The following is a 20,197-nucleotide window of genomic DNA, read 5'->3' on the forward strand; positions in this document are numbered from 1 at the left end:
GCATTACTCCGCCGCTTCGATCTTCGGATCGACCTTGGCTTCCGCCGGCTCGAGCGCTGCGGCGATGGCCTCGTCGACGCGCTCCAGCCAGATGAATTCGAGGTTGTCCCGCGCGCTCTTCGGGATGTCGTCATAGTCCCGCTTGTTGCGCGCCGGCAGCATCACCCGCTTCAGGCCGGCGGCGGCCGCGGCCACCACCTTCTCTTTGATGCCGCCGACGGGCAATACCAGACCGCGCAGCGAGATCTCGCCGGTCATCGCCGTGTCGCTGCGCACCGTACGGTTGGTAAGCAGCGACGTCAGCGCCGTGAACATCGCAACGCCCGCGCTCGGTCCGTCCTTCGGGGTGGCGCCCGCGGGGACGTGAACGTGGATGTCGCTCTTCTCGAACAGCTGGGGATCGATGCCGAGCTGCGAGGCTCTGCTCTTCACCAGCGTCAGTGCCGCCTGCACGCTCTCGCGCATGACTTCGCCGAGCTGGCCGGTCAGGATCATGCCGCCGCGGCCGGGCACGCGCGAAGCCTCGATGAACAGGATGTCGCCGCCAACAGGCGTCCAGGCAAGGCCGGTGGCCACGCCCGGAATGCTGGTGCGCTGCGCGATCTCGCCTTCGAAGCGCGGCTGGCCAAGCACGGTGGCGATGTCCTTTGTCGTCACCATCACCTTGGCGGCCGTGCCTTCGGCGATTTGCACCGCGGCGTGGCGGAACACCTTGCCGATCTCGCGCTCGAGGTTACGCACGCCGGCCTCGCGGGTGTAGCCCTTGACCACCAGCTTCAGCGCCTCCGGCTCGATTTCGGCCTGCTCGGCCGAAAGGCCATTGGCCTCCAGCTGCCGCCGCACCAGATACCGCCGCGCGATCTCCAGCTTCTCGTCCTCGGTGTAGCCGGCGAGGCTGATCAGCTCCATGCGGTCCAAGAGCGGACCCGGAATCTGGTCCAGCATGTTGGCGGTCGCGATGAAGACCACGCGCGACAAGTCGAATGGCACGCCCAGGTAGTTGTCCCGGAACGTCCCGTTCTGCTCGGGGTCGAGCACTTCCAGCATGGCGGCGGAAGGGTCGCCCTGCACGCCGCGGCCCATCTTGTCGATCTCGTCCAGCATCATGACGCAGTTGCGAGCGCCCGCCTTCTTGATGCCCTGGATGATGTTGCCGGGCAGCGCGCCGATATAGGTGCGCCGGTGACCGCGGATCTCGGCCTCGTCATGCACGCCGCCGAGGCTGACGCGCACGAAGGGGCGAGCCATCGCGCGGGCGATGGACTGGCCGAGCGAGGTCTTGCCGACGCCGGGCGGGCCGACGAAGCACAGGATCGGGGCCTTGCCCTGCGGCGCCAGCTTGCGCACCGCCAGATATTCGATGATCCGGCTCTTGATCTTCTCCAGGCCGAAGTGATCGGCATCCAGGATGCGCCGCGCCTCCTTGATGTCGATCGGCTTCTCCTCGGGCAAGGCCCAGGGCAGCTCGATCAGCCAATCGAGGTAAGTGCGGACCATGCCGGCTTCGCCCGCAGCCTCAGGCATGCGCTCGTAACGGCGCAGCTCCTTCTTGGCATGCGCTTCGGCTTCCGGCGGCATGTTGGCCTTGGCGATCGCAGCCGTCAGCTCGGTGACCTCGGCGGCCTTGCCGTCGCCTTCGCCCAGCTGGCGCTGGATGGTTGCCATCTGCTCGCGCAGGATCGCCTCGCGCTGCCGCTCGTCGAAGCTGGCGCGCGTCTTCTGGCCGATCTCGTTGGAGATGCGCAGCACCTCCAGCCGCTCGGCCAGGTGCCTCGACACCTTCTCGACGCGCAAGGCGAGGTCGATGGTCTCGAGCACCTCCTGCTTGTCCTGCGGCTTGATGTCCATGAACGAGGTTGCCAGATCCGCCAGCGCGCCGGGCGCGGTGGTGCTCTGGAACATCGCGACCAGCTCGGGCGGCGCCTGTGGCAGCAGCTCGACAGCCTCGATCGCCTGGCGCTGCAGGTTCAGCGCCCGTGCTTCGATCTCGGGCGAGCTCGTGGTCGGCTCGGGGATCTGCTGGATGCGCGCGGCCGGGAACGGCGTCCCCGGCAGGAAGTCGAGGATGCGCGCGCGCTGCACGCCCTGGCAGACGATGTGATGCGTGCCGTCGGGCGCGGTGATGTAGCGCACGATGTTGGCGATGGTCGCGACCCGGTAGAGGTCGTCCGGCCCGGGCTCCTCGATCTCGGGGCTGCGTTGCAGGACGATGCCGACCGGCCGCTGCTCGCGCAGCGCCTGCTGCGCGGCGGCGATGGACTTCGCCCGGCCGATCGCGATAGGCGCGATGGCGCCCGGAAACAGCACCATCTCGCGCACGGGGATGATGATCAGTGCGTCTTCGGGGATCTTCACGTCGGGACCGTTTTGGGAATTCGTCTGTTCGGTATTCATCTGTTCGGTGGCCATGATCGACCTCAGGATTTGGCGAGGCGCAGTGCGACGCAGCCGTCCATCACGAAGCGGCTGATGGCGTAGCGGCCAAGGGGCAATGCAATGCGGCGCTCAAAACGCCCCTGCGGCAGCTCGAGGCGGTGGATGCGGGCGTTGCGAAGCTCCGGCGGCAGCGTGCGCTGGCCTGAGATGACAAGCGCGCCGTCATGGATCACCGTCTCGACATTGTCCGGATTGACGCCGGGGAGCGCGACCAGGATCAAAAGCTCATGCTCGGTCTCGAGCACGTCGATCGGCGGCTCCCAGCAGGCCTCCTGCCGGCCGAACTGCTGGCGCAGCCGTTCGGCGCGGGTGAGCGAGTCCAAAGCTTCGGACAGCATCCAGTCGAGGGGATTTTTGGGTTGCATGGCAAAACTCGGGGGAAGGCGCTGCGATTGGAAAACCAGCATATGGGGATGGTTCCCCGGAATTCCAGCATCGCGCGCCTGGAGCATGCCTGGCCCCTCGAAGCGAGGAGGCCCTTGCCGCCGGACGCATCGACGCCGCGGAGATGTTCCGCGGCGTCAGAGGCAATAGTTGGGCGCAGGCCGCAGATCAGGCGGCGGCGCGGTACTCTTCTTCCGCTTCGAGGTTGATCACCGAGGTGGCAAGCTCGGTCAGCGTGTGATCGGTCGCCTCTTCCTCGTCCAGCGTCTCCTGGAGCAGCCTCGCCGCGTCCGGCATGCCGAGCTCCTCGGCCCAGGTGCGCAGTGTGCCGTAACGGGAGATCTCGTAGTGCTCGACGGCCTGAGCCGCGGCGAGCAGGCCGGCGTCGAGGGCAGGGGCGTTCTTGAACTCCTTCATGATCTCGGCGCCCTCGTCGGTGATGCCGTTGATCGCCTCGCACGGCTTGCCGCGGGCGGGCTTACCCAGCATCTTGAAGACCTGGTCGAGACGTTTGACCTGACCCTGGGTCTCGCGCAGATGCTTGTTGAAGGCCGCCGCAAGGTCCTTCGAATGCGCGGCCTTGGCCATCTTCGGCAATGTCTTGATGATCTTGTTCTCGGCGAAATAGATGTCCTTCAGCGTCTCCAGGAACAGGTCGCTCAGCATCTTGGGCGCCTGACGCGGGCGGCGCGATGCGGTCTTCTGCTTGGTTGCACGTTTCTTTGCTCGTTTAGCCATAGATCCTCCTCATGAGGCGACACGGGAAGGCATGCCCTTCCTCAATCCTCACGCGATCAAGAGTCGTGATGAGCAAATGTTCCTCGCGAAGGCCTTCGCGAGCCGCTATGGCTTGCGCCTCGCCCATCCGGGACCCCTTCCATGATCGACTTCGCCCTGTCCGCCTTCGTGACGCTGTTGCTGGTGGTCGATCCCGTTGGCCTCGCGCCGGCCTTCCTGGCTGCGACAGGGGGCATGCCCGACAAGGTCAAGCGCACGGTTGCGCTGCGCGCGCCGCTGATCGCGGCCTCGATACTCGTCGTGATCGCGCTGGCCGGAAACTGGCTGCTGCGCCAGCTCGGGATCGGCATCCCCGCCTTCCAGATCGCCGGCGGACTGCTGCTGTTCGGCGTGTCCTACCAGATGATCTTCGGCGACCGGCCGCATCGCGAGGCCCGAGAGGCCGACAAGGCAACATCGGAACACGCGTCCGATGTCGCGGTGTTCCCGCTGGCCATCCCGATGATGGCCGGCCCCGGCGCGATCGCGACCACGCTGCTGCTTTCAGGCGATGCCGGCTACGGGGGCAAGCTCGCCATCATCATTACGATCGTTCTGGCGGTGTGCCTGCTCTGCATGCTGTGCTTTGTCTCGGCTCACCTGATCGCCCGCACGCTGGGGCGTATCGGAAATGCCGTGCTCTCGCGCGTGCTCGGCATGCTGCTCGCGGCCTATTCGGTGCAGTTCGTGATCAACGGCATTGCGGCCGTTAAAGTGAGCTTTTCCTGAGCCTGCGACAATCTGCTAATATGCTGATTTTACAATTGGTTTCTCGATGTAACGGTACAGCCGGCAGGACCGTGCCTAATCCGGTCCGCTTTCTCTTGCACTGCCATATTGCTTTGACGTACTTCGGGTCTAACAAGCGCCCATCGCCAAGAAATCGAGAAGAAATCGAGAAGAAACTGAGATGTCGATGACAGCGGACGAGCTCGCCAAGAGACAGGCCATCATCGACGCCTGCCGCCGCATGAATGCGCTCGGCATCAACCAGGGCACATCGGGCAATATCAGCGTCCGGCATGCGGACGGGCTCCTGGTTACGCCGACCAGCGTGCCCTATGAGGCCATGACGCCCGACCAGATCGTGTTCATGAGGATGGACGGCGCGCATGCGCCCGATCAGAAGCCATCCAGCGAGTGGCGCTTCCACCGCGACATCTTGAAGTCGCGCGAGGACGTCAACGCCGTCGTCCACGCCCATCCGACCTATTGCACCATCCTGGCGATCATGGGCATGGCGATCCCGCCCGTGCACTACATGATTGCGGCCGCCGGCGGCGACAGCATCCGCTGCGCGCCCTATGCCACGTTCGGAACGGCGGAGCTGTCCGAACATGCGGTGCGGGCGCTCGCGGGCCGGCTCGCCTGCCTACTCGACCATCACGGCATGATCGCGATCGGCAAGACGCTGGACAAGGCGATGTGGCTCGCCGTCGAGGTCGAGACTCTGGCGCGGCAGTATCACGGCTGTCTCCAGATCGGACAACCACCGCTGCTGTCGAGCGAGGAGATCGAGCGGGTTCGCCAGCGCATGGCCGGCTACGGCCTGTCGGAAGGGTAGGGCGGACAGACAGTGTTCGTGCGGCTCAGACATATCGTCGATCGCAAGGGGACGAACCGCACCATGGTTCGGCTCCGGGCGCTCTTGCGCAGCAACGAGTTCTACCTGATCCCGCTGGCGCTGGTGATCGGCACGCTGGCCGGCGCCATCGTGACGCTGATGGCGGAGATCGCGCAGATCGCGCATGTCGTGATCTATGGCATTCCCGTCGACGTCCGCCTGTCCGCCAATGCGCGGGTCAGTCCCTGGGCGGCGCTGCTCGCGCCGGCGCTCGGCGGATTGGCGCTCGGCATCATGGAATGGTCGCGCCGGCGCATGAAGATCTCGAACGCGGTCGACCCGATCGAAGCCAATGCCCTTCGCGGCGGCAATCTCTCGATGCGCGACAGCGTGGTGGTGTCGAGCCAGACGCTGATCTCCAACGGCTGCGGCGCCTCGGTCGGCCTCGAGGCCGGCTATACCCAGATCGGCTCGGGCATCGCCTCGCTGCTCGGCAAGTTCTTCAACCTGCGCCGCAACGATCTGCGCCTGATGGTCGGTTGCGGCGCCGCCGCGGCGATCGCAGCGGCATTCGGCGCGCCGATCACCGGCGCCTTCTACGCCTGCGAGCTGATCGTCGGCGTCTATTCGGTCGGCAGCGCCGCGCCGATCCTGGCGGCCTCGCTCGCCGGCGCGCTGACCGCGCAATGGCTCGGCGGCGCGCCGTACTCCATCGAAATCCCCAAGGTCAGCTCGGTCGGCATCGAGCAGTATCTGGCATTGATCGGGCTCGCCCTCGTCACCAGCGGCGTCGGCATCGCCGTGATGCGCTCCTCCTCGACGTTCGAGCGCCTGTTCAAATGGCTGCCGGTCTGGCTGCGCCCGGTGATCGGCGGCCTGATCGTCGGCTGCTTTGCGATCCTCACGCCGCAGGTGCTGGCGGCCGGCCACGGCGCCATGGTGCTCGATCTGTTTCACGACATGACCATCGGCCTGATCGCGCTGATCATCGGCCTCAAGGTGACGGCCTGCCTGATCTCGCTCGCGTCGGGCTTCCGCGGCGGCCTGTTCTTCGCCTCCCTGTTCGTCGGCAGCCTGATCGGAAAATTCTTCGCCGCGTTGCTGCTGCTGGTCAGTCCGAACTTCGTGATCGATCCGTTGGTCGCGATGCTGACGGGTATGGCGACGCTCGGCGTCGCCATCGTCGGCGGCCCCCTCACCATGTCGTTCCTCGTGCTCGAGATGACCCGCAATGTCGACGTCACCGCCGTGGTGTTGGCGGGCTGCATCGTCACCTCGATCTGCGTCCGCTTCATGTTTGGACATTCCTTCTCGACCTGGCGCCTGCATCTGCGCGGCGAGACCATCCGCAGCGCCAACGATGTCGGCTGGCTGCGCAACCTCACCGTCGAGCGGCTGATGCGCTCCGATGTCGGCAAGGTGCCGTCGACCACGACGATCGCCGCCGTCCGCCGCGAATTCGCGCTCGGCTCGCGGCCGGGTATCGTCATCGTCAACAATGCTGACGAATATGTCGGCCTCGTGCTGTTGCCTGACCTGTTCTCCAGCGACCTCGACACTATCGCCGACGACATCCAGGTGATCGAGCTCGCTCGCCTGATCGACATCGTGCTGATCCCGGAAATGAACGTGAAGTCGGCGATGGCGGTGTTCGACGAGGCGGAAGCCGAGATGCTGGCGGTGGTCGATTCCACCGATAGCCGTAAGGTGGTTGGTTTCCTCACCGAGACCTTCACCCGCCGCCGCTATGTCGAGGAGATCGACAAGGCTACGCGCGGCGTGCTGGGGGCGCTGTCGTAAGGGTCTGCGGCCTCTGGGTCGAGAGAGGTATTGGAGGAGGGCCATGGCACCCGCAGTCGCCTCTGAATTTCCTTGAAGACGTCTTGCTTTGGACAAACCGCGTCAGCGATGATCGGGGCAAGCAAATGCGACGGACGCCTTCGGGCGACATTGGGCTGGGAAGGGGCGCGCCAATGAACTCCGTAACGACACCGATCGAGCCGCCTTATGAGCTGTCCGCGCGCATGGACGCACAGCTCACGCATACCTTCGCGAAAATCAAGAGCGTGGATGACGAGATCGCGCGCGCCAACGAGCAGCTTGCCCGGCTGGAGCGCGATGCCGTGCGCACTCGCCCGCGGCGTGGCAGGCCAGCGCTGCGCGGCCTCGCCGGTCTCGGGCTGGCTGCAGGGATCGGCATCGCAGCCTTCGTCTCGCAATCATCCCACGGTGATACGGTCAGGCAGATGATCGCAGGTTGGGCGCCGTTGCACGCTGCGACGTCGTCGCAGTTGCAAGCAGGGCCGGTGCGCGAAGCCGAGACGAGCCCGATTGCTCAATTGGCCGAGGCATCGCCGCAACCGGCATCTGCCGCCGAAACCATACCGGAGGTCGTCGCGCCAACCGGCAGCACGCTCCCGCCGGAGTTGACCGAATTGCTGCAGAAGCTCGCGAGCGATCTCGCAAACGTGCAGCAAGGCATCGATCAGCTCAATGCGAGCCAAGCGCAACTGAAAGCAAATCAGGAGCAAATGTCGCTCGACAATCTCAAGCTTGCTGATGAGTTGAAAGCAGGCCAGGAACAAATGGCGCGGCTCGTCGCCAAGATCCCTGAAGACAGGGCATCTGAAAGCAAGGCGTCGGATAACAAGAGGCCCGAGATCGCCGGGAAAACGACCGACCGGTCGAACGCGGGGCAGAAGACGAGCGCAGCACCAGTGCCTGCGCCACGCTCATACGCCCAAGCCGGCGCCGGCAACGTCGTCGCCGCATGCCGCGGTGCGACGGGCGCCCCCGGTCCAGCTGCAATCGGCGCGACAATAGTCGCGATCGATACGGGCCCGTAGTCGCGGCCACATTCACGGCAACGATCGCCCCACATCGATGGTGCCGACGCCGCCGAGAACTCCGCCGGCATCGCGCCGAGTAAGACGACGGTCATGCCGCTTTCGAATTCGCCGAGCCGCACCAGCGCGACGCGGACCACGCCGATGATCGTATGGCGCCCATCGATCCAAGGTGTCGAGTCATCATGGAAGCGGGACGGCGTGCTTCATGCGCGCCGCCCGCGTCCGGCTATCGGCCTGGTTGAGATGGCGCTGCCACGAGGCAGGCTACGATCCGGCGGACCAGTGGCAGCACCATCAGCAACGTAGGAAAGGCGACCAGCCATGATAGCGCCCAGGCGCCCGGCCAGGTCGCCAGGAACGCCGGCGTTGCGCCGAGGCTCCGCAGCGTCGAAATGACTGACACCACGGCCGTCATGAGGACGGACAGCACGAATGGCATCACGATCGGCGCATAGCGCGCCGGTAGTTTGCGAACCGCAATCATCTGATTTCTCTTGGGGAAAAAGACGCGTCAGTCACGTTGAACCCATTAAAATGGCATCGATCCCGACGGCGTCGGTTGATGCGTTGGTTCACGTAAACGCTTACGGCGACCGCAAAACGGCGCGGCTGTTCATTATCCGCTCAGGTTGAGTGGTGCAAGCTGGATCAGGTGGTTCGGTTTACAATCGGTCAAAGCGTGGCAGATTGCCGCGATCCTGAAACCATTTCAGTGGTTTGCGGGTTAGATCACGTTTGAATTTTTTTTGGCGAGAACAGAGGACGCTCAAGATGAGCAATCGACCCGTCAGTTCCAGGTTTGGGCGCACCGCTGCGCTGGCCGCGTTCGCAAGCCTCGCCCTGGCTGTGGCTTCGGTATCGCCGTCGGTTGCGGCGTCCCCTGTCGCGGCCAAGACCTTGCGCACCACCGCCGCGGCAGGTCCGGCCTCGTCCAATGCCACCGATTTCAGTGCAGCCCGACGCCATCGTTATTATCGACGCGGGCCGAGCGCCGCAGGTCTCGCCTTCATGGGCGTGGCGGCAGGTCTGATCGGAGGCGCGATCGCCGAGAGCCGGCGCCAGGAGTACTACGACAACTATTACTATGGCCCGCGTCCTTACTACGGCGGCCCGGGCTATTATGGCGGCGGTCCTTATTACGGCCCGCGCTACTATCCCTATTAGGTGACCGGTTTCGCAAAAAGGGCCGGTGCCTTGCACCGCCCTTTTTTGTTGCTTCCGGCATCCCGGGATGCCGCGGTTGATGATGCTGTGTCGCTCGTCCGTCAAGCGGCGCAGCCAAAAATATTTAGATTTGCCGAAATTCGGATTTGTCGTATATGTTGCCCATCCCGGCTCATCCTTGAGGGGCGATCATGCGGTCGTCAGGGATGACGGATCCGGCGCCGACGATGTTCGAGCTGGCGCTCTACACTTCCGGCAAATCACCGTCCCGCTGGTGCCGACATCGCGCCGTTGGCGTAGCGCGACCAGTCGGGTTCGGTCGGCTGCGAGGGCCACATCGCCGCGTTGGAGTTACGCACCGACTGGGTGATGGGGGCGGGATGCGCCTTGCGGACGTGGTGGCGGTCACTTGCCGCTGCGGTCTGGATGGTGGCCGCGGCAATCAAGGTGGCGCCGAAAATGGCGAAAGATTTTTGCATGTCGTTTCTCCCGTGACGACGCTCCGGCAGTGGTGTCTTGTGTGTTCGTCGTCGCCGCTGACATGGCGATGCGCCTTTCCGAATATCAGCGGCGCCGCCTTCACGTTGGAGCGAGCAAATTCTTTGGTCCCGGCTAAATATTCGGCAATCACGCCCGTGACGCGGTGGACTTGCCCGCCGCAATCCGGTTCAATGGGTCGAATTCGGTTTCCAGGCGACGACGATGTCGAGATATCTGCTGGTCCTGTTGTTGATGGCCTCACCGGCGGCCGCGCAGGTCAAATTGACCCCGAAGGCCACGGCTGCGCATCCGGACCCCTGCGCTCCGATCGGGCGCACCGCGGACGGCAAGCTGGTCTACTCCATGAAATGCGAGAACCTTCCGGCACCGCCCGCGCCACCGCCGCAGGCGGAACTGAAGGAGGCGCCGCCGCCTGCCACTGAGGCGGAGCCGGAGGCGCGGCGGAGCGGCATTTTCGGCTGGTCTTACGACCGTCGGTGACGGCGCCCGCCACTTGCGCGAAGGCCCATGGAATGCTCTTTGCTTGGAAGTTCCCGTGGGGCCATCGCCCCCGACCCAGAGAGATGAGATGAGCAAACTCGTTATCCGCGCCGGCGACTTCACCTTCGATGCCCGCTTCGAGGAGCAATTGGCGCCCAAGACCGTCGCCGCATTCCGCAAGGCGCTGCCGTTCGAAAGCCACATCATCCATGTGCGCTGGAGCGGCGAGGGCGTGTGGATGCCGCTCGGCGATCTCGATTTCGGTGTCGGCTACGAGAACCACACCAGCTATCCGGCGCCCGGCCAGATCATCCTCTATCCCGGCGGCATCAGCGAGACCGAGATCCTGCTCGCCTATGGCGGCGTGCATTTCGCCAGCAAGATGGGTCAGCTCGCAGGCAACCATTTCATCACGCTGACCTCGGGCCTCGAGAATCTCGCGACCCTCGGCAAGAGCGTGCTGTGGAAGGGCGCGCTGCCGATCCGCTTCGAGGAAGTCTGAGTGACTGACGCCCGCTACCCGCGCGATCTCCGCGGTTACGGCCGCAACCCGCCGCACCCGCAATGGCCTGGCGATGCGCGGGTCGCGGTGCAGTTCGTCGTCAATTTCGAGGAAGGCGGCGAGAACAACATTTTGCACGGCGACCGCGCATCGGAAGCGTTCCTGTCCGACGTGCTCGGCGCGCAGCCCTGGCCAGGCCAGCGCCACGCCAACATCGAATCGATGTTCGAGTACGGCTCGCGCGCCGGCTTCTGGCGGCTGTGGCGGATGTTCAATGAGCGAAAGTGGCCGACCACCGTGTTCGGCGTCGCCACCGCGCTGAAGCGCAATCCCGAGATTGTTGCCGCGATGAAGGAGTCCGGCTGGGACATCGCCAGCCACAGCCTGAAATGGATCGAGCACAAGGACATGACCGAGGCGCAGGAGCGCGCCGAGATCGCCGAGTCCATTCGCGTCCACACCGAGGCGACCGGCTCGCGGCCGCTGGGCTGGTACACCGGCCGCTCCTCGATCAACACCAACCGCCTGCTGGTGGAGGAAGGTGGCTTCCTCTATCTCTGCGACTCCTATGCCGACGACCTGCCCTACTGGGTCAAGGGCGGAGGCGGCAAGCAGCTCATCATTCCCTATACGCTAGATGCCAACGACATGCGGTTCATCAACCCGCAAGGGTTTGCCGAAGGCGAGCAATTCTTCACCTATTTGAAGGACGCTTTCGACGTGCTCTACGCCGAAGGCGAGACTGCGCCGAAGATGATGTCGGTGGGGCTGCACTGCCGTCTCGCCGGCCGGCCCGGCCGCGCCGCGGGACTGATCCGCTTCCTGGACCACATCGGCAAGCACGATCGCGTCTGGGTGCCAACCCGGCTCCAGATCGCGCAGCACTGGCACGACAAGTACGCGCATCTCGCGGCCGACGCGTTCGAGATCGGGTGAGAGGACGATGCCGCAGATCTCGCTCGCCGATCTCAATGTTGCAAGCAAGGCCGATTTCGTCGCCGCGCTCGCCAACGTCGTCGAGTATTCGCCGTGGATTGCGGAGAAGCTTGCCGAGCAGCGGCCTTTCATCGGCATCAACCAGTTGCACACGGCGCTGATGGCGGCGATCCAGAGCGCCGAGCCTGACGCGCAGCTCGCGCTGATCCGCGCGCATCCCGATCTCGCCAACAAGACCCAGCGCGCCGTGGGCCTGACGGCGGAATCGACCGACGAGCAGAACAGCGCCGGCCTCGACCGGTTGTCGGACGCCGAATACGCGGCGTTTGAGCGCGTCAACAGCGCCTATCGCGACAAATTTGGCTTCCCCTACATCGTCTGCGTGCGCCGTCACACCAAGGATTCCGTGCTGCGCGATTTCGAGACGCGGCTGCTCAATATCGCCAAGACCGAGACGCGGCGTGCAATCGAGGAGATCGGCCGTATCTCGGCGCTGCGGCTCGATCAGCTCGTCGCTGCCGACGACAAGCTGAAGGTGCACGGCCGGCTCTCGACCCACGTGCTGGACAACCACGCCGGCAAGCCCGCGCCTGGAATTCCGGTCGAGCTGGTCGAGCTAGCGAACCTCGGTGAGAGCCGCGTGATCGCGCGCACCGTAACCAATGCAGACGGCCGCACGGACCAGCCGCTGATCGGCGGCCGCCCGCTGCCGATCGGCCGCTATGAGCTCCGCTTCAGCGTCGCCAAATATTACGCCGCGCGTAACGTGCCGCTCACCGATCCACCGTTCATCGACGAGATCCCGCTGCGCTTTGCGATCAGCGAGCCGGAAGGCCACTACCACGTGCCGTTGCTGGTCACGCCGTGGAGCTACTCGACCTATCGCGGCAGTTAGACATGCTGGGCGGATGAGGCGACCGTCGCGGCATCGGCCTCCGCCTGAGCGCCGCCGCTCAGGCCGTTGAGGAAGGCATTGAGCAGAACCGAAACGACGGCGCAGAGCAGGATGCCGGAGTCCAGCAGCGGCTGGAGATCGTGCGGCAGATTCCGGAAGAAGCCGGGGGCGACGAGCGGGATCATGCCGAAGCCGATCGAGATTGCGACGATGAAGAGATTGTAGCGGTTGGTGCGGAAGTCGACCGAGGTGAGGATGCGCGCACCCGTCGCCGCCACCATGCCGAACATCACGAGTCCCGCGCCGCCGAGCACCACCAGCGGCACGGCCTCGACCAGTGCGGCGAGCTTCGGCAGCAGCCCGAGCACGAGCATGATGCAGCCGCCCGTGATCGTCACCCAGCGCGAGCGCACGCCGGTGACCGAGACCAGGCCGACATTCTGCGAGAACGAAGTGTAGGGAAAGGTGTTGAAGATGCCGCCGAGCAGCGTACCGACGCCGTCAGCGCGCAAACCACGACTGAGGGACTCGCGATCGATCGTTTTGCCGGTGATGTCGCCGAGCGCGAGGAACATGCCGAGTGACTCGATCATCACCACGATCATGACGACGCACATGGTGACGACAGGCACCAGATTGAATTGCGGCATGCCGAAGCGAAAGGGGATCACCATCGCGCCCCAGGATGCGGCGGCGACCTTGTCGAAATGCATCACGCCCAAAATGCTCGCGAGCACGGCACCGGCGATGATGCCGAGCAGCACCGAGACGTTGGCGAGGAAGCCGGAGCCCCATTTGATCAGGGCGAGGATGAAGAGCAGCACGAACAGCGAGATGCCGAGGCCCTGCAGTTGCCCATAGGCCGGATTGGGAAAGCTGCCGGCGACGCCGTCGACCACCCTGGTCAGCGTCGGCAGGCCGCCGCCGGCCCAGTTGATGCCGACCCGCATCAGGGAGATGCCGATGATGAGAATGATGGTGCCGGTGACGACGGGCGGAAACAGCGGCAGCAGCCGGCTGACGAACGGGGCGACGATGATGCCGAACAGGCCGGCCGCGATGACGGAGCCATAGATGCCGAGCAGGCCGATATCGGGCGCCGCCGCCATCGACAGCATGGGCCCGACGGAAGCGAAGGTCACGCCCATCATCACGGGCAGGCGAATGCCGACGCCGGGGAAGCCGAGGCATTGCACCAGCGTCGCGAGCCCGCAGGCGAACAGATCGGCGCTGATCAGGAAGGCCACGTCCTCCGGCGGCAGCTTCAGCGCGCGTCCGATGATCAAGGGCACCGCGACCGCGCCGGCATACATCACCAGCACATGCTGGAGCCCGAGTGCAAGGAGACGAGAGACCGGCAGAACCTCGTCGACGGGATGCCGTTCGCTGGTCATGCATCATTCCCCTGAAATATGCCTATCCAAACTTATCGAGCAGCGCCGGAAACAGCCGGTCCGGCTTGAACGGCGGCGCGGTGAAGCGGATGCCGGTGGCATCGGCGATGGCGTTGCCGAGCGCTGCCGCGACGGGATTATAGGGACTCTCGCTCATCGACTTCGCACCCAGCGGCCCGATCGTATCGGACGTCTCGGCGAACAAGACCTCCGTGCGCGGCACGTCGGCAAAGGACGGCAGGTGATAGTCGCGGAATTTCGAGTTGGTGACGCGCCCCTCGGCGTCGATCACCATCTCCTCGTAGAGCGCGGCGCCAAGCGCCTGCGCCACGCCGCCTTCGACCTGACCGCGGCACTGCATGGGATTGGCGACGACGCCCGCGTCCGCCGCCTGCACGCTGCGGAGAATCCTGAGCTCGCCGGTGCCCTTGTTCACGGCGACGCGAAAGCCCTGCACGTTGAAGCCGACCGAGCGCGGCGTGCCGCCGGAATTGCCGGCAGCGGTGAACGGCTGGCCGCGTTCGCGCGCGAGTGTCGCAAGCTCCGTGAAGGGCATGCGCCGCACGCCGCTGACGACCGCCTCGTCGTCGAGCGTGCAGCTCGCGATGTCGCAGAGCCACGCGTCGGCGGCTGCGGCTTTCAGCTCTGTCGCAAGCTGCGAGGCGGCGGCGTGCGTGGCCTTGCCCGCGACGAAGGTGCCGGCACTGCCATAGGCGCCGGTGTCGTGGCCGCCATGGGCGGTGTCGGACTGGCGCAGGCGGATGCGGTCGACGGTGGTCGCAAGGATCGTCGCGGCGATCTGGCGGTGCACGGTGCTGGTGCCGTTGCCGAACTCGGCGGTGCCGACGGTGAGGTCGAAGCCGCCATCGTTGTTGAGCCCGATCATGGCATCGGCGATGTGGCCGGCCGGCGGGACCGTGTCGATCATGGTCAGCGCGACGCCGTCGCCGATCAGCCATTCCGGCGATAGCTCCGGCTGCGAACCATTGGCCTGCATCGCGCGCTCGACGAGGTCGATGCACTGGTCAAGCCCGTAGGAGCCATAGAGCACGTCGTGGAATTCGGACGGCGGGGGCGACAGCATGGGATCGCCCGGCTTGACGACGTTGCGCCGGCGCATGTCGTAGGAGCTGATGCCGAGCTGCCTGGCCAATTCGTCGATCGCGGCTTCGATGGCGATCTGCGTCTGCGGCAGGCCATAGCCGCGAAACGCGCCCGCCGGCACCGTGTTGGTGTAGACGGCGTAGCCGTCGACCCGCTTGTTCGGGCAATTGTAGACGGCGATCGATTCGGACAGCGAGTGGAACATCACGGGGCCGGCGTGATTGCCGTAAGCGCCGGTGTTGGAGAGCACCTCGAGCTGAAGCGCGGTCAGCCGGCCGTCGGCATCGGCGCCGGCCTTGATGTGGACCCGCATCGGGTGCCGCGTCGAGGTCGCGATGAACTGCTCCTCGCGCGTCAACTCCAGCTTCACCGGACGTCCCGTCCTGAGCGCAGCAAGCGCCAGAATGTCCTCCACGAACATCTCCTGCTTGCCGCCAAACCCGCCGCCGACGCGCTCGCAGAACACGCGGACCTTGTCCATGGGAAGCTGGAAGATGTCGGACAGCGCGCGGCGAGTCAGGAACGGCACCTGCGTCGAGGTGCGGACATTGAGCACGCCTGCGGCATCGAGCCAGGCGAGGCCGCCATGTGTCTCCAGCGCGGCATGCTGCACGCGGTGACTGTGGAAGGTGGCCTCATAGGTGGCGGCGGAGGTGGCGAGTGCTGCGGCGACGTCGCCGAATTCGCCATGCGTCTCCGCCGCAAGATTGCGCTGGGGATCGGCGATGCGGTTCGCGGTGGTGCGGTCAGGATGAAGGACGGGCGCGCCCGGCGCCATCGCCTGCTCGGGATCGATCAGCGCCGGCAGGATGTCGTAATCGACCTTGATCCGGCGGCACGCCTCCTCGGCGGCGGCCTCGCTCTCGGCCACGACCGCAGCAACCCTCTGGCCGATGAAGCGGACAACGTCATCGAGGATGCGGGTGTCCTCGGGATCCATCCAGTCCTTCTCATGCCGGGCGGTCGAGATCAGGACCGACGGCGCGTCCTCATGCGTCAGCACCGCGTGCACGCCGGTGACGCGCAGTGCATCCGAGGTGTCGATCGCGACGATCCTCGCATGCGCATGCGGCGAGCGCAGCAGCTTGATATGCAGCAGGCCTGCGATGGCAGTGTCGAACGTGTAGCGCGCCTTGCCGCGCACGACGTCCGGGCCGGCGGGCGCCGGCAGGCTGCGGCCGAACGCAGCGCCGGCCTCGACGCTGTCCTCGACATTGGTCTTGCCGAGCAGCGCGTCCTCGATGGACCGATAGCCGGTGCAGCGGCAGATATTGCCCTTGAGCGCCGATCCAAGATCGGTGCGCTGCGCCTGGTTCAGCGAGGCGCAGGTCAGGATCATGCCGGCGGTGCAGAAGCCGCATTGAAAGCCCTGCGCGTCGAGGAAGGCCTGCTGCATCGGATGCGCGCCATGATCGCCGCCGAAACCTTCAATCGTGGTGACGGCACGCCCTTCGGCGCGGAACGCAGGGATCAGGCAGCTATGCACGGGCTCGCCGTCGAGCAGCACGGTGCAGGCGCCGCAATCGCCGGCATCGCAGCCCTTTTTCACGCCGAAATGCCCGAGCTCGCGCAGGAACGTCCGCAGGCACTGGCCCGCGCGCGGCTCATCCGAAAAGACCTTGCCGTTGATCTCGAAACTCATGACGGCGTTGCCCCCAAGAGTTCGGCGCGTATCTCCTCGGCAAGCCGTAGCGTCATGTGCTTGCGCCAGAGCGGCTTGCCGTGGATGTCGGTGTGGTACAAATCATCCGTGATCTGCTGGGCGATCACCTCGCGAAGCGCGCTGGCGGCCGGGGCCTTGGAGAAGGATAGCTGGATCGGTCGCACCGTCGATGCCGTGACCGTCAGCGTCAGCGTGCCGTCGGCATCGAGGCTGCCGATCAGAAGCGCCGCCGAACGGCCGACCGGCGCCAGCGATATTTGACGAAACGCGGTGCGGCGCCTCAGCGCGGCGAGCGGGATGTTGATCTGCCGTATGAGGTCACCTGGCGTCAGCCGATTACGCTGGTTGCCAAGGACAAAATCGACCACAGCGATCTTCTGCTCGCCGCCGCCGGCCTTCCAGATGGTGCAGACGCCGTCGAGCGCCGAGGTGAGCGAGATCATCGGTCCGGCCGGCAGCGACATGCAGAGATTGCCGCCGACCGTTGCCGTCTTCCAGATCTTGAACGAAGCAAGGAAGGCGCGGCAGCACTGGCCGATCAGCGGCGCCGCTAGCCAGTCCGGTGGGCAGGCGAAACCATCGAGCTGCGCCACGGTGCAGGTGGCCGCAATGGAGAGATGGCTGTCTGTGATCGTCAGCGCCGGCCATTTCAGGTCAGTGAGGTCGATCAGCCGCCGCAGGTGGATTTGCGGCTCCGAGAACAGCCAGGTGCCGCCCGCGAGCCAGGCATCGCCTGCCGTCCAGGCGGGCAACTGCGCGCGCGTTTGCGGATGGGCGACCGTCGTGATGGTATTCAAATCCATGGCTGTGCCAGCGCTTTCGCCCGATGAATCGTGGGATGAGTCTTGCAAGACCGGAGCCAAGTCGCAACAAACAAGTCGCGGCAGAACGGCGTTTGGGCACTTGGCCGATTGGGGGCCCGTCGCGCGAATGTGAGGAGAGGTGAGATCATGAGCGACGCAAAGCCGATCTGGGTCAGGGATCCCCTCGCTATCCTCGCCGACGGCGCCGAGCGCGGGATCGTGGTGAGGGATGGCCGGATCGTCGAGCTCGTCCCCACCGGCGGCGCGCCGGCGACGGCCGACGTCGTGGTGTTCGAGGCGGGCGAGCATGTCGTGCTGCCGGGGTTGATCAACACGCATCATCATTTCTATCAGACGCTGACGCGGGCGCTGCCGGCGGCGATGGACCGAGAGCTGTTTCCCTGGCTCAAGGCGCTCTATCCGGTGTGGGCGAAGCTGACGCCGGAGCGGCTCGAGCTCGGCGTCACCGTGGCGATGTCCGAATTGCTGCTGTCCGGCTGCACCACGACGACAGATCATCACTATGTGTTTCCGGCCGGCCTGGAAGACGCCGTCGATATCGAAGTCGGCGTCGCGACGCGGCTCGGGATGCGCGTGTTGCTGACGCGCGGCTCGATGAACCTGTCGCAGCGCGACGGCGGCCTGCCGCCTGACAGCGTCGTGCAGGACGAGGATACGATTCTGGCCGACAGCGCCCGCGTGGTCGCAAAACATCATCAGCGCGGCGCGGATGCGATGGTGCAGATTGCGCTGGCGCCATGTTCGCCGTTCTCGGTGACGACCTCGCTGATGCGCGCGACCGCCGATCTCGCGGACAAGCTCGACGTGCGCCTGCACACCCATCTCGCCGAGACCGAGGACGAGAACAAGTTCTGCCAGCAGATGTATGGCTGCCGTCCGCTCGACTATCTCGAGCAATGCGGCTGGCTCAATGCGCGCACATGGCTCGCCCATGGAATCTTTTTCAATGACGCGGAGATGAAGCGGCTCGGCAAGGCCAGGACGACCATCAGTCACTGCGCGTGCAGCAACCAGATCCTGGCCTCCGGCTGCTGTCCCGTGTGCGACATGGAGGAAGCCGGTGTCCAGATCGGACTCGGTGTCGACGGTTCGGCCTCGAACGACGGATCGAATCTGATGCAGGAGGTGCGCGCGGCGTTCCTGCTGCAACGCGCCCGCTATGGCGTGAGCAAGGTCAGCCACAAGGATGCGCTGCGCTGGGCCACAAGGGGCTCGGCGGCCTGCGTCGGCCGGCCGGAACTCGGAGAGATCGCTGTCGGCAAGGCCGCGGATCTGGCGCTGTTCAAGCTCGACGAATTACGCTTCTCGGGCCACGGCGATCCCTTGGCCGCGCTGGTGCTGTGCGGAGCGCATCGCACCGACCGGGTCATGGTGGCGGGACAATGGGCGGTGGTCGACGGGGCGATCCCGGGCCTTGATGTCGCCGATCTCATCCGCCGCCACAGTTCGGCGGCGCGGGCCATGCAGGCGGGATGATCGAGGCAGAATAGATGGAGGGGGCGACCACAAGTGCCGGGTGCTTCTGGCCACCCCCTCCGAACCTCCTCCGGGAGGAGCAGGTGATTTAGTCAATGCAAGAAGCGTGCTACTTGCCCGGCAGCTTGTCGTCGATGCCCTTCACATAGAAATTCATGCCGAGGATCTGGCCGTCGTCGAGGTGATCGCCGCCTTTGCACTCGATCGGCTTGCCGTCCTGCCCAACGACCGGGCACTTGAACGGGTGCAGCTTGCCCGCGGTGATCGCGGTCTGGGCATCCTCGGCCATTTTCTTCACGTCGTCAGGCATGTTGGTGTAAGGCGCCATCGCGAACATGTGGCTGTCGAGGCCGCCCCAGCTGTCCTCGGACTTCCAGGTTCCGGCGAGCTCGGCCTTGACACGCTCGATGTAGTAGGGGCCCCAGGTATCCAGGATCGAGGTCAGCTGGGTCTTGGGACCGAACTTGATCATCTCGGAATCCTGCCCGAAGGCGAGCTTGCCGCGTTCGCTGGCAATCTGCATCGCCGCTGGCGAATCCGTGTGCTGCATGATCACGTCGGCGCCCTGATCGATCAGCGCCTTGGCGGCATCGGCCTCCTTGCCCGGATCGAACCAGGTGTTGGCCCAGATGACCTTGACCTTGATGTTCGGGTTGATGGTCTGCGCCGCCAGGATCGTCGCATTGATGCCGGAGACGACCTCCGGAATCGGGAACGAGCCGATATAGCCGAGCACGCCCGACTTCGACATCTTGGCCGCGATCAGGCCCTGGATGTAGCGGCCCTGATACCATTTGGCCGAGTAGGTCGACATGTTCGGGTTGCGCTTGTAGCCGGTGGCGTGCTCGAAATGCACGTTCGGATATTTCTTGGCGACCTTCAGCGTCGGGTCCATGTAGCCGAACGACGTCGTGAAGATCAGCTTGTTGCCGGCGCGGACGAGCTGCTCGATGGCGCGCTCGGCGTCGGGGCCTTCGGGCACGTTCTCCAGATAGGTGGTCTCGATCTTGTCGCCGAGCTCCTTCACCAGCGCCTGGCGTGCCAGCTCGTGCTGGTAGGTCCACCCTAAGTCACCGATCGGACCCAGATAGATGAAGCCGACTTTCAGCTTGTCGGCGGCGGAGGCCGCGCTGACGCTTCCGGCAAGCAACAGTCCGGCAGCCAGCGCAAGAAGTGATTTCCTCATCATCGATCTCCAAACATCAGGGGAAAGCCACGATCCGCAACATGCGCGCCCCATCGCGCACC

At 65.2% G+C, this 20,197-nt stretch carries 19 protein-coding genes; 10 read left to right on the plus strand and 9 right to left on the minus strand.

Translation table 11 applies throughout. The annotated features are described in order from the left end of the window. Positions 1 to 3: 3 nt before the first annotated feature. From lon to AAFG16_RS16045, 3 genes are all read right to left on the minus strand, one after another. Positions 4 to 2,409, minus strand: coding sequence for an endopeptidase La (lon, locus tag AAFG16_RS16035; RefSeq protein ID WP_342739758.1), 2,406 nt, complete (start codon positions 2,407 to 2,409; stop codon positions 4 to 6). An 8-nt stretch (positions 2,410 to 2,417) separates the two neighbouring features. Beyond that, the gene (locus AAFG16_RS16040) at positions 2,418 to 2,801 is read right to left on the minus strand and encodes an Hsp20/alpha crystallin family protein (RefSeq protein ID WP_011088914.1); all 384 of its coding nucleotides are present in this window, start codon (positions 2,799 to 2,801) and stop codon (positions 2,418 to 2,420) included. 187 nt (positions 2,802 to 2,988) lie between these two features. After that, positions 2,989 to 3,558: a ferritin-like domain-containing protein gene (locus AAFG16_RS16045; protein ID WP_283085389.1), complete on the minus strand. Its 570-nt coding sequence runs from the start codon at positions 3,556 to 3,558 to the stop codon at positions 2,989 to 2,991. Between the two features lie 141 nt (positions 3,559 to 3,699). Between AAFG16_RS16045 and AAFG16_RS16050 the strand changes: the two genes are divergently transcribed. The 4 genes from AAFG16_RS16050 to AAFG16_RS16065 all read left to right on the plus strand — a co-directional run bounded on the left by AAFG16_RS16050 (position 3,700) and on the right by AAFG16_RS16065 (position 8,007). After that, complete coding sequence (locus AAFG16_RS16050) at positions 3,700 to 4,326, plus strand: MarC family protein (protein WP_342739759.1); 627 nt, start codon at positions 3,700 to 3,702, stop codon at positions 4,324 to 4,326. A 181-nt stretch (positions 4,327 to 4,507) separates the two neighbouring features. Next, positions 4,508 to 5,161, plus strand: a complete 654-nt coding sequence (locus AAFG16_RS16055) for an L-fuculose-phosphate aldolase (RefSeq protein ID WP_342739760.1) — start codon at positions 4,508 to 4,510, stop codon at positions 5,159 to 5,161. Between the two features lie 12 nt (positions 5,162 to 5,173). Beyond that, positions 5,174 to 6,961: a chloride channel protein gene (locus tag AAFG16_RS16060; RefSeq protein WP_342739761.1), complete on the plus strand. Its 1,788-nt coding sequence runs from the start codon at positions 5,174 to 5,176 to the stop codon at positions 6,959 to 6,961. A gap of 224 nt (positions 6,962 to 7,185) precedes the next feature. Continuing rightward, the gene (locus tag AAFG16_RS16065; protein WP_342739762.1) at positions 7,186 to 8,007 is read left to right on the plus strand and encodes a hypothetical protein; all 822 of its coding nucleotides are present in this window, start codon (positions 7,186 to 7,188) and stop codon (positions 8,005 to 8,007) included. A gap of 229 nt (positions 8,008 to 8,236) precedes the next feature. Here AAFG16_RS16065 and AAFG16_RS16070 read toward each other — a convergent pair whose 3' ends face one another. Then, positions 8,237 to 8,494 (minus strand): DUF2798 domain-containing protein, encoded by a 258-nt coding sequence (locus AAFG16_RS16070; protein WP_283085394.1) that lies wholly within the window; start codon positions 8,492 to 8,494, stop codon positions 8,237 to 8,239. A gap of 287 nt (positions 8,495 to 8,781) precedes the next feature. Here AAFG16_RS16070 and AAFG16_RS16075 point away from each other — a divergent pair, with 287 nt between their 5' ends. After that, a complete protein-coding gene (locus tag AAFG16_RS16075) occupies positions 8,782 to 9,174 on the plus strand; it encodes a hypothetical protein (RefSeq protein ID WP_283085395.1) in 393 nt (130 codons plus the stop codon). Between the two features lie 260 nt (positions 9,175 to 9,434). Here AAFG16_RS16075 and AAFG16_RS16080 read toward each other — a convergent pair whose 3' ends face one another. Then, a complete protein-coding gene (locus AAFG16_RS16080; RefSeq protein ID WP_283085396.1) occupies positions 9,435 to 9,653 on the minus strand; it encodes a hypothetical protein in 219 nt (72 codons plus the stop codon). A 223-nt stretch (positions 9,654 to 9,876) separates the two neighbouring features. Here AAFG16_RS16080 and AAFG16_RS16085 point away from each other — a divergent pair, with 223 nt between their 5' ends. From AAFG16_RS16085 to uraD, 4 genes are all read left to right on the plus strand, one after another. After that, the gene (locus AAFG16_RS16085) at positions 9,877 to 10,155 is read left to right on the plus strand and encodes a hypothetical protein (RefSeq protein WP_342739763.1); all 279 of its coding nucleotides are present in this window, start codon (positions 9,877 to 9,879) and stop codon (positions 10,153 to 10,155) included. Between the two features lie 88 nt (positions 10,156 to 10,243). Next, a complete protein-coding gene (locus AAFG16_RS16090; protein WP_014493672.1) occupies positions 10,244 to 10,657 on the plus strand; it encodes a DUF3830 family protein in 414 nt (137 codons plus the stop codon). Then, the gene (gene puuE / locus AAFG16_RS16095) at positions 10,658 to 11,593 is read left to right on the plus strand and encodes an allantoinase PuuE (protein WP_342739764.1); all 936 of its coding nucleotides are present in this window, start codon (positions 10,658 to 10,660) and stop codon (positions 11,591 to 11,593) included. Positions 11,594 to 11,600: 7 nt separating this feature from the next. Continuing rightward, the gene (uraD, locus tag AAFG16_RS16100; RefSeq protein WP_342739765.1) at positions 11,601 to 12,488 is read left to right on the plus strand and encodes a 2-oxo-4-hydroxy-4-carboxy-5-ureidoimidazoline decarboxylase; all 888 of its coding nucleotides are present in this window, start codon (positions 11,601 to 11,603) and stop codon (positions 12,486 to 12,488) included. Here the strand turns inward: uraD and AAFG16_RS16105 are convergent. Genes AAFG16_RS16105 through AAFG16_RS16115 form a run of 3 tightly spaced genes read right to left on the minus strand, consistent with a single transcriptional unit; the run spans position 12,485 to position 17,452 of the window. Continuing rightward, positions 12,485 to 13,882, minus strand: a complete 1,398-nt coding sequence (locus tag AAFG16_RS16105; protein WP_342739766.1) for a nucleobase:cation symporter-2 family protein — start codon at positions 13,880 to 13,882, stop codon at positions 12,485 to 12,487. The genes uraD and AAFG16_RS16105 overlap by 4 nt on opposite strands. A gap of 22 nt (positions 13,883 to 13,904) precedes the next feature. Beyond that, on the minus strand, positions 13,905 to 16,628 hold the full coding sequence (locus AAFG16_RS16110) for a molybdopterin cofactor-binding domain-containing protein (protein WP_342739767.1): 2,724 nt from the start codon (positions 16,626 to 16,628) through the stop codon (positions 13,905 to 13,907). Next, on the minus strand, positions 16,625 to 17,452 hold the full coding sequence (locus AAFG16_RS16115; RefSeq protein ID WP_283085402.1) for an FAD binding domain-containing protein: 828 nt from the start codon (positions 17,450 to 17,452) through the stop codon (positions 16,625 to 16,627). The genes AAFG16_RS16110 and AAFG16_RS16115 overlap by 4 nt, the downstream gene beginning before the upstream one ends. A 147-nt stretch (positions 17,453 to 17,599) precedes the next feature. Here AAFG16_RS16115 and AAFG16_RS16120 point away from each other — a divergent pair, with 147 nt between their 5' ends. Beyond that, entirely contained in the window at positions 17,600 to 18,949 is a 1,350-nt protein-coding gene (locus tag AAFG16_RS16120; RefSeq protein WP_342739768.1) for an 8-oxoguanine deaminase, read from the plus strand. 109 nt (positions 18,950 to 19,058) lie between these two features. On the opposite strand, the gene AAFG16_RS16125 is transcribed toward AAFG16_RS16120, so the two are convergent. After that, a complete protein-coding gene (locus AAFG16_RS16125; protein WP_342739769.1) occupies positions 19,059 to 20,135 on the minus strand; it encodes a BMP family ABC transporter substrate-binding protein in 1,077 nt (358 codons plus the stop codon). Positions 20,136 to 20,197: the final 62 nt, after the last annotated feature.

Origin of the sequence: Bradyrhizobium sp. B117, from assembly GCF_038969555.1 — a bacterium.
Lineage (GTDB): Bacteria > Pseudomonadota > Alphaproteobacteria > Rhizobiales > Xanthobacteraceae > Bradyrhizobium.